A 13762-nucleotide genomic window follows, 5' to 3' on the forward strand; every position below is an offset into this window, starting at 1 on the left:
CGCAGGCCCTCGTCATCCTGTCCCGGAAATTAGCCAGAATTGCGTTCGCCCTGATGAAAAACCAAAGCGAATACATCAGTAACGGGGGCAAAAAACTTTGCCCCCAACCATAGAATCTCCCACAGGTGCGGCGGCGACGCGGCGATCGGGGCCCATGGCCCCCCTTGGTCCACACGCCACTATGCGCCACAATAGCGATCATTTGCGGAGCCCTCCATGACTGACTTCACCCCTGACGCGATCCTCGACGCCACCGGCCTGAACTGCCCGGAGCCGGTCATGATGCTGCACCAGCACGTGCGCAAGCTGGCCGCCGGCGGCCTGCTCAAGGTCATCGCCACCGACCCCTCGACCCGTCGCGACATCCCCAAGTTCTGCAACTTCCTCGGCCACGAGCTGCTGCAGCAACAGGAAGAGGCGGGCACCTTCCTCTACTGGATCCGCAAGAAGGCCGACTGAGCCGCGCTGGAACCCGCCCGCCGTAGCGCCTACACTGCGTTCCCCTGACAGGAGAGCGCCATGTTGATAGTTGCCGACGAGAATATCCCGCTGCTCGATGCCTTCTTCGAAGGCTTCGGCGAGATCCGACGTTACCCCGGCAGGAGCCTCGACGCGGCCAGCGTCAAAGACGCCGATGTGCTGCTGGTGCGCTCGGTGACCAAGGTCGACCGGCAACTGCTCGAAGGCAGCAACGTGCGCTTCGTCGGCACCTGCACCATCGGTACCGACCACCTCGACCTTGGCTACTTCGCCGAGGCCGGCATCCACTGGAGCAGCGCCCCGGGCTGCAACGCCCGCGGCGTGGTCGACTACGTGCTGGGCAGCTTGCTGACCCTGGCCGAGCTCGACGGCGTTGGGTTGGCGCAGCGCGTGTATGGCGTGGTCGGTGCCGGTGAAGTGGGCGGCCGCTTGGTCCGCGTGCTGCGCGGTCTGGGCTGGCAGGTGCTGGTCTGCGACCCGCTGCGCCAGGCGCGCGAGGGCGGCGACTTCGTCAGCCTGCAGGCCATCCTCGACCGGTGCGACGTGATCAGCCTGCACACGCCGCTGCAGCGTGACGGCGAGCACCCCACCTGGCACCTGCTGGCGGCCGAGCAGCTGGCGCGCCTGCGCCCCGGCGCCTGGCTGGTCAACGCCAGCCGTGGGCCGGTGGTCGACAACGCGGCCCTGCGCGAGCTGCTGCTTGACCGCGAAGACGTGCACGCCGTGCTGGATGTATGGGAAGGCGAGCCGCAGGTCGACCTGCAACTGGCCGACCTGTGCACCCTGGCCACGCCGCACATCGCAGGCTACAGCCTGGATGGCCGCCAGCGCGGCACGGCGCAGATCTACCAGGCCCTGTGCCGGTTCCTTGGCCAGGCAGAGCAGGTGCAACTGGCCGACTTGCTGCCGCGCCCGCCCTTGGCCCAGGTCGAGCTGGATGGCGAGGCAGACCTTGAGTGGGCGCTGGCGACCTTGTGCCGGGCAGTGTATGACCCGCGTCGTGACGATGCCGATTTCCGCCGCAGCCTGAGTGACGATGTGGGCGAGCAGCGCGCCGCGTTCGATCAGCTGCGCAAGCATTACCCGCCGCGGCGCGAGATCGAAGGGCTGGCAGTGCGGGTGCGGGGCGAGGCGCCGCAGCTGGTGCAGATGGTCAGTGCGTTGGGTGGGGTGGTGGTCTGACGGTGTTGTGATGCTGCTCCGGCCTCATCGCCGGCAAGCCGGCTCCCACAGGTTCGGCGCTGGTTCTGTGGGAGCCGGCTTGCCGGCGATGAGGCCCAAGCACCTTTCCCAGGCAATAAAAACCCGGCGCAAGCGCCGGGTCGCAAGGCATTCGCAGTTCAACCCTTTCGCACTTTTTCGACCCGGCTTTCCTCAAGCTTCTTGCAAGCCTGCTGGATCATCTGCTCGGTAATCGGAACCTCATGGCCGTCGGCGTCGATGATCGAGCCACAGGCCTTGGGTTGCGGGGCGCTCTGGGTTTTCGGGGAGTCGCTGCCATGCTGCAAGCTCATTCACTGTCTCCTCATCAGGTCCAATATCAAGGTAAACCTGTGCCGTGACCGGCCTGTGACAAGAAATTACAGGTGCCACGGACTTCCACAGTCCAACAGAAAGCGGCAAAAACCTCCAGAGGCCCCTTAGAACGTTGGGCTATAGCCACTCGAGCGGCGCGAGGGTGGTAGTCTGCGTTTTTCCCGCTGCCCTGGTCTGCGTCATGCCCGAACCGGTTTCCACTCGCCAACGCCGCGCCTTGCGCCTCGGCTGGCAATTCATTCGCCCTTACCGCCGTCAGGCCCTGCTGGCATTGCTGGCGCTGATCGTGACCGCAGGCATCACCCTGTCCATGGGCCAGGGCATCCGCCTGCTGGTCGACCAGGGCTTCATGACCCGCTCGGCGCACCAGCTCAACCAGACCATCGGCCTGTTTCTGCTGCTTGTGCTGGCGCTGGCGATCGGCACCTTCAGCCGCTTCTACCTGGTTTCCTGGATCGGCGAGCGCTGCGTGGCCGACATCCGCCGGGCCGTGTTCGATCACCTGGTCGGGCTGCACCCGGGCTTCTTCGAAGACAACCGCAGTTCGGAAATCCAGTCGCGGCTGACCACCGACACCACCCTGCTGCAGTCGGTGATCGGCTCGTCGCTGTCGATGTTCCTGCGCAATGTGCTGATGGTGATCGGTGGCGTGGTGCTGTTGTTCATCACCAACGTCAAGCTCACCAGCATCGTGGTGCTGGCCCTGCCGCTGGTGCTGGCGCCGATCCTGCTGTTCGGCCGCAGCGTGCGCAGGCTGTCGCGGCAAAGCCAGGACCGGGTAGCGGACGTGGGCAGCTACGTGGCCGAAACCCTGGGGCAGATCAAGACCGTGCAGGCCTACAACCACCAGGCACGCGACCAGGCGCTGTTCGCCGACACGGTCGAGGCGGCCTTTGCCGTGGCCCGCCGGCGCATCGCCCAGCGTGCCTGGCTGATCACCCTGGTGATCGTGCTGGTGCTGGGCGCGGTGGGGGTGATGTTGTGGGTCGGCGGCATGGATGTGATCGCCGGGCGCATCTCGGCGGGCGACCTGGCGGCGTTCGTGTTCTACAGCCTGATCGTCGGCAGTGCCTGCGGCACCCTCAGCGAAGTGATCGGCGAACTGCAGCGCGCCGCCGGTGCGGCCGAGCGCATCGCCGAATTGCTGGCGGCGCGCAGCGCGATCTTGCCACCCGAGGCGCCGGTGGCACTGCAGCAGCCTGGCGGCGGGCGCATCGAGTTGCAGCAGGTGGTGTTTGCCTACCCTTCGCGGCCCACGGTGGCGGCCATCGACCACCTCAGCCTGGCCATCGAGCCCGGCCAGACGCTGGCGCTGGTGGGGCCTTCGGGGGCAGGCAAGTCGACCTTGTTCGACTTGCTGCTGCGCTTCTACGACCCCCAGCAAGGGCGCATTGTGCTCGATGGCGTGCCGATCACCGCGCTTGAGCCCAGCGACCTGCGCCGTCAGTTCGCCTTGGTGGCACAGAACCCGGCGCTGTTTCGTGGCACCGTCGAAGCCAACATCCGCTATGGCCGGCCCGAGGCGAGCCTGGCCGAAGTGCAGGCGGCCGCACGCGGCGCCCATGCCGACGAATTCATCCGCCAGTTGCCCCAGGGTTACCAGACCCTGCTCGGCGAGGGCGGCATCGGCCTGTCGGGTGGCCAGCGCCAGCGCTTGGCGATTGCCCGCGCGTTGCTGGTGGATGCCCCGATCCTGCTGCTCGATGAAGCCACCAGCGCCCTCGATGCGCAGAGCGAGTACCTGATCCAGCAAGCCCTGCCCAGTCTGATGGCGGGCCGCACCACGCTGGTCATCGCCCACCGCCTGGCCACGGTGCAGCATGCCGACCGTATCGCCGTCATCGACAAGGGGCAGGTGGTGGCAGTGGGCAGCCATCGGCAATTGATCGAAGAAAACGCGTTGTATGCGCGCCTGGCCGCACTGCAGTTCAGCAACGGTTAGGCCATCGTCAATTTGTAACATTTCTGTAGCAATTGCCTGAGAGTATGAGCTTCAACTGTTGCGTAAGTGCTCGACCTGGCTGCTATCGACCGATGGCAGCTTTTTTTTGGCCTGCGAACGAGGACATGGATGTCTGTCGCGGCGCTGCCAATGGCGCCGTTTCCTACTTTCTTGTTCCCGAGATCCGCGATGTTGCGTAAATCCCTCAGAGTGCAAATTCTCACCTTGCTCGGCGCCAGCCTGGCGGCGATCCTGCTGATCGCCCTGGTGTGTTTCCAGTTCCTGTCCTCCAGCGTGCGGGGCTATGCCGAACTGGTCGATGGGCCGCTGCGGGCTTCGCAAACCATCGATGAAGCCAACCTGCAGTTCAAGATCCAGGTGCAGGAATGGAAGAACGTGCTGCTGCGCGGGCGCCAGCCGGCCGAGCTGGACAAGTACTGGCAGCAGTTCCAGGCGCGCGAGCAGCAGGTTCAGCAATTGCTCGGGCAATTGATCGACAGCAGCGATGGGGCATTGAAGGCGCCCTTGCAGCAGCTGCGTGACAGCCACCGGCAATTGGGCCTGGCCTATGCGCAGGGGCGCCAGGCGTTTCTGGCTGCCGGTGGCGACCCGGTGGCGGGTGACCAGGCTGTCAAAGGCGTCGACCGTGCGGCCAGCGAGCAGATGAGCGCGCTGGTCGAGCAGTTGCGCGCCGAGGCCCGCACCCGCGCCACCAGCATCAATGCCAGCGCCGAACGCACGGTATGGGTGGGCGTGCTGGTGATGCTCGGTTCGGCCTTGCTGGTGGGCCTGCTCAGCTTGTGGCGCGTCAACCGCAGCCTGATCGAGCCGATCCGGCAACTGATCGAGTACGTTGCGCAATTGAGCCAGGGCCGCTTTGCCGCGCGCGTCGACAGCCGCCGCGAGGACGAGCTGGGCCGCCTGGCGCGGGCTGCCAATACCCTGCGCGATTTTCTCGCCGACACCGTGGGCCGCCTCAAGGACAACGCCCAGGAGCTCGAAGGCGCCAGTGGCCAGTTGCGCAACATCGCCGGCGACATGGCCCGCGGCACCCATGACCAGTTCCAGCGCACCGACCAGGTGGCCACGGCGATGCACGAAATGTCCGCCACCGCCCAGGAAGTGGCACGCCACGCGGCCGAAGCGGCACGGGCTGCCGATGACGCCGACCACAGTGCCCAGGCCGGCGAACAGGTCATGCAGCAGACCATCGATATCATCGGCGTGGTCAACCGTGAAATCGCCGGCACCGCGGCGGTGATCCGCGACCTGGAAAACGACAGCTCGCGCATCGGCAAGGTGCTGGAAGTGATCCGCGGCATTGCCGAGCAGACCAACCTGCTGGCGCTCAACGCGGCCATCGAAGCCGCCCGTGCCGGCGAGGCCGGGCGTGGTTTTGCCGTGGTCGCCGACGAGGTGCGCAGCCTGGCCCAGCGCACCGCAGCCTCGATTGCCGAAATTCACCAGATCATCGAGGCGGTGCAGTCGGGCGCGCTGGAAGCGGTCAAGGCCATCGAGAGCGGGCAGCAGCGCAGCGAGGAGGGCGCCGAGCAGGTGCAGCAGGCCGGGCAGATGCTGCAGCGCATCACCACTGCGGTGGAGGCGATCCGCGACATGAACCGGCAGATCGCCACGGCGGCCGAGGAGCAGACCAGCGTCGCCGAAGACATCTCGCGCAACCTGATCGAAATCACCCGTATCGCCACGGCCAACCAGGAGGCCGTGCAGCACACCGAGCAGGCCGGGCAGCGTCTGCATGGGCTGTCGGGGCAGCTGGGCGAAGTGACCTCGCGGCTTACCGCGTGAGAGGACGCCGGGCGCTCGCAAAAGCGCCCGGTGTTTTTTTCGAGGCAACAAAAAGCCCGCGCAAGGCGGGCTTTTTGAACAGGATTTGGTCGGAGAGACAGGATTCGAACCTGCGGCCTTCTCGTCCCGAACGAGACGCGCTACCTGGCTGCGCTACACTCCGATGAACGAAATCCTACTGCATCGCATTTTCGAGCGCAAGCCCTTGTTGTTAAAAGGGCTTATGCTCAAAACAGGGGGCAAATCAGAGCTCTTTGACGGTGCGGATCTGGTCCTTGTTCAGGCGCATGACCTTGCCGTCGAGCTGCTTGAATTCGTAGAACCCGGAGTCCTCGTCGAAGGATGGGGTGTCCACCGCCTGGATTTCGCGGCCATCGTTCAGGGTGATCACGCTCGGCGAAGCGCAGCCGGCGAGGGCGCCAAGGCCGAGGGCGAGGAAGAAGGCGGGAAGAGTCCGTTGAATCATCGTGTTTCTCCAGTGCAATGGTGCTAGATGACGTTTATGACGCGGTGCGTCTGCGCAAGTTCCTTTGCATTTTCAGCATAGCCTTGTTGACGAGGTGTTGACCTGGATCTGCAAAGGCTGGCGTGGGGCCTGCTGTGATATAAATGCGCGATTCCCTCTCCTGCGACGGACACTCATGAAAGCCAAGGCAGATACCCCCTTCGTGGCGCTGAACATCGCCGTGCTGACGGTCAGCGACACCCGTACCTTCGAAACCGACACCTCCGGCCAGATGTTCGTCGACCGCCTGACCGGCGCGGGCCATCAGCTGGCCGCCCGCGTGCTGCTCAAGGACGACCTGTACAAGATCCGCGCCCAGGTCGCCACCTGGATTGCCGACGACAGCGTGCAAGTGGTGCTGATCACCGGCGGCACCGGTTTCACCGGCCGCGACAGCACCCCGGAAGCCGTGGCCTGCCTGCTGGACAAGCAGGTGGACGGTTTCGGCGAGCTGTTCCGGCAGATTTCCGTGCCTGACATCGGCACCTCCACCGTGCAATCGCGGGCCTTGGCCGGCCTGGCCAACGGCACCCTGGTGTGCTGCCTGCCAGGCTCGACCAATGCCGTGCGCACCGGCTGGGACGGCATCCTCGCCGAACAGCTCGACGCCCGTCATCGCCCCTGCAACTTCGTGCCCCACCTGAAGCAGGTAGCGGCCTGTGACAGCCGTGGCTGAGGCAACCCAAGCCCGGCCGCTGATGCCGGTGGAAGAAGCCCTCGAACGCCTGCTGGCACTGGCCGAGGCAGCGCCGATCAAAGAGCTCGAAGAGGTTTCCCTGGCTGAAGCCGAGGGCCGCGTGCTGGCAACCGACCTGGTGGCCTCGCTCGATCTACCGCCGTGGCCGAACAGCGCCATGGACGGCTATGCCCTGCGCCTGGCCGACAACGTGGGCGAGCCGTTGCCGGTGAGCCAGCGGATTTTCGCCGGTCACGCCCCCGAGCCGCTGCAGCCTGGCACCTGCGCGCGGATCTTCACCGGCGCGCCGCTGCCCGCCGGTGCCGATTGCGTCGAGATGCAGGAAAACACCCAGGTGCTCGAAGACGGCCGGGTGCGCTTCCTCGAGCCCTTGCAGCTCGACCAGAACGTTCGCCCGCAAGGCCAGGAAACCCGCAAGGGCGAGCAGGTGATGGTGGCCGGCACGCGCCTGGGGCCGATCGAGCTGGGCCTGGCGGCGACCCTGGGGCATGCCCACCTGCAGGTGGTGCGCCGGGTGCGCGTGGCCGTGCTGTCTACCGGTGACGAACTGGTCGAGCCAGGCTTGCCGCTGGGCCCGGGGCAGATCTACAACAGCAACCGGCGCCTGCTGGTGAGCTGGTTGCAGCGCCTGGGCTGCGAGGTGCGCGACATGGGAATCCTGCCCGATGACCTGGCGCGCACCCGTGAGTGCCTGGCCAGCCTGGGCGATGTCGACCTGATCCTGTCCACCGGCGGCGTTTCCGTCGGCGAGGCCGACTACCTGGGCGCGGCGCTGCGCGAAGCGGGTGAACTGGCGCTGTGGAAGCTGGCGATCAAACCGGGCAAGCCGTTGACCTTCGGCCACTACCAGGGCGTGCCGGTGATTGGCCTGCCCGGCAACCCGGCCTCGACGCTGGTCACCTTTGGCTTGCTCACCCGGCCTTACCTGCTGCGGCGCCAGGGGGTAAGCGCCGTCACGCCGCTGCAGTTCGACGTTCCCGCAGGTTTCGATTGGCCCAAGGCCGGTACCCGGCGCGAGTACTTGCGCGCCCGCATCGACAATGGCCAGGTGCGTATCTACAAGAACCAGAGCTCCGGCGTGCTGCGCAGCGCCGCCTGGGCCGAGGGCCTGGTCGAGGTGCGTGAAGGCAGCACGCCGAAGGTGGGCGATAGCGTGCCGTTCATTCCGTTGAGCGAACTACTCGGTTGAGCGGCCGACCCAGCTCGCGCCGCGTTGGGTGAGATCGGCCGGCGCCGACTGGGTCAGGCGCATGTGCACGTTTTCCAGTTGCTGCGCGGCAACGCTCCAGTCATGGCGTTGCCGGGCAAACTGGCGGCCGGCCTCGCTCATCTGGCACATGCGCCAGGGCTGGTTGAGTAGCTGGGTGATCGACAGCGCCAGCTGGTCACCGTCATCGCTGCCCAGGTAGTGCTCGCCGTTGTTCGCCGCAAGCCCTGATACCCCCTTGCGAGTGGTGATCACCGGCAGCCCGGCGGCCATGGCTTCGAGGGTCTTCACCTTGGAGCCCCCGGCGTAGCGCAGCGGCGCGAAGAACAGCGCCGAGCGCCGTTGCAGCTCGCGCAGGTCGGGGCGATAGCCGATCCATTCGATACGCGGGTCATTCCAGTGCAGTTTCCAGCTGGCCGGCAGGGCATGCCCGGCAATCGCCAGGCGCACCGCCGGATTGCTCATCCACACTTGCGGGAGAATTTCCTCCAGCGCCCATTCGACCGCTTCCTGGTTGGCGCCGTACTCGAAGTTGCCGACGAACAGCAGGCGCTGGCTGTGCAGGGCCGGGCGCACGTCCTGGTAGTAGTCGCAGTCGACGCCGTTGACCACCACGTTCACCGGCCGCCCGCTGATCTGCCCGATCAGCTCGGCGTCGTGCGCGCTCACCGCCACCACCTCGCTGGGCTGGCGCAGCACGCGCTGTTCCCAGCGCCGATAGCGCCAGCGGTCGAAGGCATTGAGGGGGCGCAGCCACAGTGGAAGGCGATCGTGGCAGGCGGCGCCCATCACCGATTCCAGCGTGTGCTCGGTGAGCATGTAGGGCAGGCCGCGGGCCTGCAGGGCTTTTTCGAACGGTTGGAAGCTGTAGCTGTGCTCGATCTGGATCACGTCCCAGGGCTCGTCCAGCAACTGCTCGAAGCGATGCCGCAGGCACGGCGCCAGGCCGTTGATGATCGCCCGCATGGGGTAGTCGATGATCGGCGAGGCCAAGAGGTTGAGCGGGCTGTGCACGGCGCGCCTGGGGATCACGATCAGGCGCTCGAGCAGCGGTTCCAGGGCTTCGCGGGTGGCATCGCTGAGGGGCACTTTGGACTGCACCAGCAAGGTGATCCGATGGCCATGCTGCGCGAGGGCGCGCAGCAGGTGGTATTGCCGGGTCTTGCAGCCGCTGGTGGTGGGCCAGGGCAGGTAGGGCAGCGTCCAGAGTATGCGCATGAACCGGAATCCTCGTGAAAGGCCGCGGACAAAAAACGCGCCCCCTGAGTGCACTCAGCCAATCGCTGCTGCCGGGACGCGTCCGTAGATATCAGTAAAGCGCACGATGTCGTCTTCGCCCAGGTACTCGCCGCTTTGCACCTCGATCATCACCAGGTCGATGACGCCGGGGTTGGTCAGGCGGTGGGTACGGCCAGGCTTGATGAAGGTCGACTCGTTGGTGTCGAGCAGGAACTCTTCTTCACCGTTGGTCACGCAGGCCATGCCGCTGACGATGATCCAGTGTTCGCTGCGGTGATGGTGCATCTGCAGCGACAGCGACTCGCCAGGGCGCACCATGATGCGCTTGATCTTGAAGCGCGGGCCTTCCTCGAGCACGGTGTACATGCCCCACGGGCGCGTGACCGTGCGGTGCAGGCGGTAGGCGTCGTGGCCCTGGTGCTTGAGCTGCTGGGCAATGACCTTGACTTCCTGGCTGCGCGCGGCATCGGCGATCAGCAGGGCGTCGGGTGTATCGATGACGATCAGGTTGTCCAGCCCCACCGCGCCGACCAGCCGCTTGGGCGAATCGATGTAGCAGTTGTGCACGTCGTGCAGCACGGTCTCGCCGTTGCAGTGGTTGCCGTCGTCGTCGCTGTGGCGCAGACCGCGCACCGCCTCCCAGCTGCCGATATCGTTCCAGCCCAGTTCGCAGGGGACCACGGCCACCCGGTCGGAACGCTCCATCAGCGCGTAGTCGATGGAGATGTCCTCGGCCTGGGCGAAGCTTTCGGGGTCTAGCTCCACCTGCAGGGTGCCATCGCCCTGCTTGATCGCGCTGCGTTCGAGGCATTCGCTGACGCTGGCCAGCACTTGCGGGGCGTGCTTGTGCAGCTCGGCCAGCAGGGTGCCCACGTGCAGGCAGAACATGCCGGCATTCCACAGGTGACGACCGCCTTCGAGGTACTCACGGGCGGTAAGGGCGTCGGGTTTTTCCACGAAGGCGGCAACCTGATGGGCGTGTTCGCCCAGCGCCGGGCCTTGTTCTATGTAGCCGAAGCCGGTTTCTGCGCGGTCGGGCAGCAGGCCGAAGGTGCTCAACCAGCCTTCGCTCGCCAGTGCCTGGGCCTGGCCCACCGCTACGGCAAACGCCTCGAAGTCCTCGATCACATGGTCGGCGGGCATCACCAGCAGCACGCTGTCTTCACCGTAGTGCCGCGCGCAGTGCAGCGCGGCTGCGGCAATGGCGGGGGCGGTGTTGCGCCCGTTGGTTTCGAGCAGGTAATCCAGCGGCAGGTTGCCGGGGTTGACCTGGCGGTACTCGTCCTGGGTGCGGAAGAACACTTCACGATTGGTGACCGTCAGCACGCGGCCCACACCCGGTAGCGCACTGGCGCGGGCAAAGGTCTTTTGCAACAGGCTTTGGCCATCGGGCAAGCGCATGAAGGGTTTGGGCATGGCCTCGCGGGATACCGGCCACAGGCGAGTGCCAGCACCGCCAGCGATGATGCAGGGGATCAGAACGCTCATTTCACAGCCTCGACTCAGGGCGCCGGGTGGCGGCGCGATGAAGGGGAACTAGCGACCTGTCAGGGTTCTGGCGGGCAAAGTCAAAAAACCGACTTTTCACAGCGGCATCATCCATGAAGGCCAAAATTTTGTCGATCATGCGCCCAATGCGAAAAGCTTTCAATGATATTTGTGTGAATCTGGCTATTTTTTGTACGTTTCTGGGTAAATAACCCTTCGAGCCGTAATGAATTTGCCGCAGGCATGCAGCATTCTGCCTGCGCCTGTGGTCGAGATCTGGACTGACAAGCCCCCATGGAGAGGCGCTATGCAAACGCGCAAGGCGATGTTGATCCTGCATGGCAAGCAGGCGATGAACGAAGAGGTGCGCCAGGCCGTGTCGGCCATGCGCGAGCGGGGCTGGAAACTGGATGTGCGGGTGACCTGGGAAGCGGGTGATGCCCAGCGCCTGGTCGGCGAAGCGCTGGCGGCAGGCTACACCCATGTGGTCGCCGGCGGCGGTGATGGCACCCTGCGCGATGTGGCCGAGGCCATGGGCCAGGCGGCCACCGATGCCAGCCTGGCGCTGCTGCCGTTGGGCACCGCCAACGACTTTGCCAAGGCCGCCGGGGTTTCACTGCAGCCTGGCGAAGCCCTGGCCTTGCTCGACCAGCCGGCGCGGCCAATCGACCTGGGGCGTGTGGGCGATCAATGGTTCCTGAACATGGCCACGGGCGGCTTTGGCAGCCAGGTTACCGCCAGCACGTCCGAGGATTTGAAGAAGGTGCTGGGCGCCGCCGCCTACCTGTTCACCGGCCTGTCCCGTTTCAGCGAGCTGCAGGCTGCAACGGTGGAGCTGACCGGGCCGGGCTTCCAGTGGCAGGGCGAGCTGCTGGCGCTGGGCATCGGCAATGGCCGTCAGGCCGGCGGCGGGCAGGTGTTGTGCCCGCAGGCGTGGGTGGACGACGGTTTGCTCGACGTGGCCATCTTGCCGGCGCCGCAGGAAGTGGTCGGCGCGTTGCGCGAGTTGCTGGCAGGGCAGGGGCTGTTCGTGCGGGCTCGCTTGCCCTGGGTCGAGATCAAGTGCTCCAAAGGCCTGGACATCAACCTCGATGGCGAACCGCTGCAGGCCAACAGCCTGCGCTTCGAGGCCTGCCCCGCGGCCTTGCGCCTGCACTTGCCGGCGAACTCGCCGCTGCTCAGTCGTCCAGGCTGATGATCTTCTCGCGCACGGCAAACAGCACCAGGCCGGCCACGTCGTAGATCTGCAGGCGCTTCATGATTTGCGAGCGGTGGGTTTCCACGGTCTTGATCGACAGGCCAAGGCCGCTGGCGATTTCCCGGGTGGATTTGCCGCGCACGATCAGGCGCAGGATTTCCAGTTGCCGTGCGGTCAGGTTGTGGCGGTCGGCGGGCGCCTGCTTGCCGCGTTGGGCACGCATCAGCGCCTGGTTGATCACGGTGTGGGCGATGGCCGGGCTCAAGTAGCGCTCGCCGCTGCGTAACGCGGTCAGCGCCTGCTCGAGCTCGGTGGCGGTGGCATCCTTGAGCAGGTAGCCGTGGGCGCCGCTTTCCAGTGCGCGCATGATCAGGTCCGGGTCGGTGTGCATGGACAGGATCAGCACCTTGCAGGTGTTGCCGGTGGCGCGCAGGGAAGTGAGGGCATCCAGGCCGCTGGTCGAGCGCATGGAAATGTCCAGCAGGACGATATCGGGCGCCAGCTGCAGGGCCTGTTCGAGCAACTGGTCGCCATCGTCGGCTTCGCCAACCACGGTGTAGCCGGGGATATCGGACACCAGGGCACGTACCCCGGCGCGGATCAGCGAGTGGTCATCCACCAGCAGCAATCTACAGGTCATGGCGAGTGCGGAGTCCTGGCACGTTCATGGGTGCGCGGTGGCCACGGGAACAAGGCTTCGATACGCGTGCCCAGGCCCAGCTGGCTGGTGATTTGCAAGCTGCCCTTGAGTGCGGTGGCGCGCTCCTGCATGCCGGCCATGCCACGCTGGCCCGCCTCGGCCGGGTTGCTGGCGGGGATGAAGCCCAGGCCATCGTCCTGGATCATCAAGGCCAAGCCGCTGGGGCTGCGCTGCAGGCGGATGGTCAGGTTGCTTGCCTGGGCATGGCGCAACATGTTGGTCACCGCTTCCTGGGTAATGCGAAAGGCTGCCATGGCCACTTCCTCCGACACCCCGCCCAGCCGCTGCTGGCACTCCAGGCTCCAGTGCACGTCGCTGTTTGCCAGGGTGCGCACCAGGTGCGCGCGCAGGCTGGCCTCGAGGCCAAGGCTGGCCAGTTGCCGCGGGTTGAGGATGGCAGAGACGTCGCGCACCTTGCTCAGGGAGTCTTCCAGGGTGCTGCGCAAGGCGCCGCAGTGGGCTTGCAGCTCGCCAGGCACGCGCCGCTGCAGCCAGTCGAGCTGCAGTTTGGCGGCCGTCAGCAGCTGGCCGATGTCGTCATGCAGTTCGCGGCTCAGATGCTGGCGCTCGCTTTCCTGCACCTTGAGCATGCGGTCGGCCAGTTCCGCCGGGCGCATGCTGATCGACCGTGCGCCGTGGCTCAGGTGCCAGCAGACGCCAAGGGTGGCGATGAGCTGCAACAGCAGCAGGCCAGCGGGCAGGGCCTGCAGGGCCACCAGCGACAGGTTGGCGATCAGCGACACCACGCACAGCATCGCCGTCGCCCAGCGCAGCAAGGTGGCGCGAGAACAGCGACGCAGAGGGATCTTCAAGCGTGGGGACATAGATTGGGAAGCCACTGAAGTCTTGCTGATGGAGGCCTTGCACATGTTTTACCAGAGGCGTTGGCGTCGAGCTTTCAACACTGGGCAAGTGCGCGTGGAAAGCGATTCATATACGGGTGGCCGGGTTTTGTTAGTGCGCA

The 13762-nt window shown here is 65.8% G+C and carries 13 protein-coding genes, 1 tRNA gene and 2 pseudogenes; 9 read left to right on the forward strand and 7 right to left on the reverse strand.

What is annotated here, in order from left to right:
- From L6D75_RS24215 to pdxB, 3 genes and pseudogenes are all read left to right on the forward strand, one after another.
- A pseudogene (locus L6D75_RS24215) lies at positions 1-113 on the forward strand (IS110 family transposase); the annotation flags it as partial.
- A 103-nt stretch (positions 114-216) separates the two neighbouring features.
- A complete protein-coding gene (gene tusA / locus L6D75_RS24220; protein WP_176511658.1) occupies positions 217-459 on the forward strand; it encodes a sulfurtransferase TusA in 243 nt (80 codons plus the stop codon).
- 60 nt (positions 460-519) lie between these two features.
- A complete protein-coding gene (gene pdxB / locus L6D75_RS24225) occupies positions 520-1662 on the forward strand; it encodes a 4-phosphoerythronate dehydrogenase PdxB (RefSeq protein ID WP_176511659.1) in 1143 nt (380 codons plus the stop codon).
- Positions 1663-1820: 158 nt separating this feature from the next.
- Here the strand turns inward: pdxB and L6D75_RS24230 are convergent, their stop codons facing one another.
- Positions 1821-1994, reverse strand: coding sequence for a PA1571 family protein (locus L6D75_RS24230; RefSeq protein ID WP_176511660.1), 174 nt, complete (start codon positions 1992-1994; stop codon positions 1821-1823).
- Positions 1995-2197: 203 nt separating this feature from the next.
- Here L6D75_RS24230 and L6D75_RS24235 point away from each other — a divergent pair, with 203 nt between their 5' ends.
- The 3 genes and pseudogenes from L6D75_RS24235 to L6D75_RS27530 all read left to right on the forward strand — a co-directional run bounded on the left by L6D75_RS24235 (position 2198) and on the right by L6D75_RS27530 (position 5764).
- Positions 2198-3958 carry an ABC transporter transmembrane domain-containing protein gene (locus L6D75_RS24235; RefSeq protein ID WP_176511661.1) on the forward strand — a complete coding sequence of 587 codons (1761 nt, stop codon included), beginning with the start codon at positions 2198-2200 and terminating at the stop codon, positions 3956-3958.
- A 762-nt stretch (positions 3959-4720) separates the two neighbouring features.
- Positions 4721-4879, forward strand: a pseudogene (locus L6D75_RS27525) (HAMP domain-containing protein); the annotation flags it as partial.
- A gap of 171 nt (positions 4880-5050) precedes the next feature.
- Positions 5051-5764 carry a methyl-accepting chemotaxis protein gene (locus tag L6D75_RS27530; RefSeq protein ID WP_371871923.1) on the forward strand — a complete coding sequence of 238 codons (714 nt, stop codon included), beginning with the start codon at positions 5051-5053 and terminating at the stop codon, positions 5762-5764.
- 86 nt (positions 5765-5850) lie between these two features.
- Here L6D75_RS27530 and L6D75_RS24245 read toward each other — a convergent pair.
- Positions 5851-5927: transfer RNA gene (locus L6D75_RS24245), tRNA-Pro, on the reverse strand.
- Between the two features lie 81 nt (positions 5928-6008).
- The gene (locus tag L6D75_RS24250; protein WP_176511663.1) at positions 6009-6230 is read right to left on the reverse strand and encodes a YgdI/YgdR family lipoprotein; all 222 of its coding nucleotides are present in this window, start codon (positions 6228-6230) and stop codon (positions 6009-6011) included.
- Positions 6231-6405: 175 nt separating this feature from the next.
- Between L6D75_RS24250 and moaB the strand changes: the two genes are divergently transcribed.
- On the forward strand, positions 6406-6945 hold the full coding sequence (gene moaB / locus L6D75_RS24255) for a molybdenum cofactor biosynthesis protein B (protein ID WP_176511664.1): 540 nt from the start codon (positions 6406-6408) through the stop codon (positions 6943-6945).
- Positions 6929-8155: a molybdopterin molybdotransferase MoeA gene (locus L6D75_RS24260; protein WP_176511665.1), complete on the forward strand. Its 1227-nt coding sequence runs from the start codon at positions 6929-6931 to the stop codon at positions 8153-8155. The genes moaB and L6D75_RS24260 overlap by 17 nt, the downstream gene beginning before the upstream one ends.
- On the opposite strand, the gene L6D75_RS24265 is transcribed toward L6D75_RS24260, so the two are convergent.
- Together L6D75_RS24265 and L6D75_RS24270 are read right to left on the reverse strand one after the other, a co-directional pair.
- Positions 8144-9391: a glycosyltransferase family 4 protein gene (locus tag L6D75_RS24265; protein ID WP_176511666.1), complete on the reverse strand. Its 1248-nt coding sequence runs from the start codon at positions 9389-9391 to the stop codon at positions 8144-8146. The two genes, L6D75_RS24260 and L6D75_RS24265, sit on opposite strands and share 12 nt — an antisense overlap.
- A gap of 54 nt (positions 9392-9445) precedes the next feature.
- The gene (locus tag L6D75_RS24270; protein WP_176511667.1) at positions 9446-10900 is read right to left on the reverse strand and encodes a mannose-1-phosphate guanylyltransferase/mannose-6-phosphate isomerase; all 1455 of its coding nucleotides are present in this window, start codon (positions 10898-10900) and stop codon (positions 9446-9448) included.
- A 307-nt stretch (positions 10901-11207) separates the two neighbouring features.
- On the opposite strand from L6D75_RS24270, the gene yegS reads away from it, so the two are divergent.
- Positions 11208-12095, forward strand: a complete 888-nt coding sequence (gene yegS / locus L6D75_RS24275; protein WP_176511668.1) for a lipid kinase YegS — start codon at positions 11208-11210, stop codon at positions 12093-12095.
- On the opposite strand, the gene L6D75_RS24280 is transcribed toward yegS, so the two are convergent.
- Positions 12079-12738, reverse strand: coding sequence for a response regulator (locus tag L6D75_RS24280; protein WP_176511669.1), 660 nt, complete (start codon positions 12736-12738; stop codon positions 12079-12081). The two genes, yegS and L6D75_RS24280, sit on opposite strands and share 17 nt — an antisense overlap.
- Positions 12735-13622 (reverse strand): sensor histidine kinase, encoded by an 888-nt coding sequence (locus tag L6D75_RS24285; RefSeq protein ID WP_176511670.1) that lies wholly within the window; start codon positions 13620-13622, stop codon positions 12735-12737. The genes L6D75_RS24280 and L6D75_RS24285 overlap by 4 nt, the downstream gene beginning before the upstream one ends.
- Positions 13623-13762 lie beyond the last annotated feature (140 nt).

It is taken from the genome of Pseudomonas faucium, assembly GCF_021602585.1.
Classification (GTDB): domain Bacteria; phylum Pseudomonadota; class Gammaproteobacteria; order Pseudomonadales; family Pseudomonadaceae; genus Aquipseudomonas; species Aquipseudomonas faucium.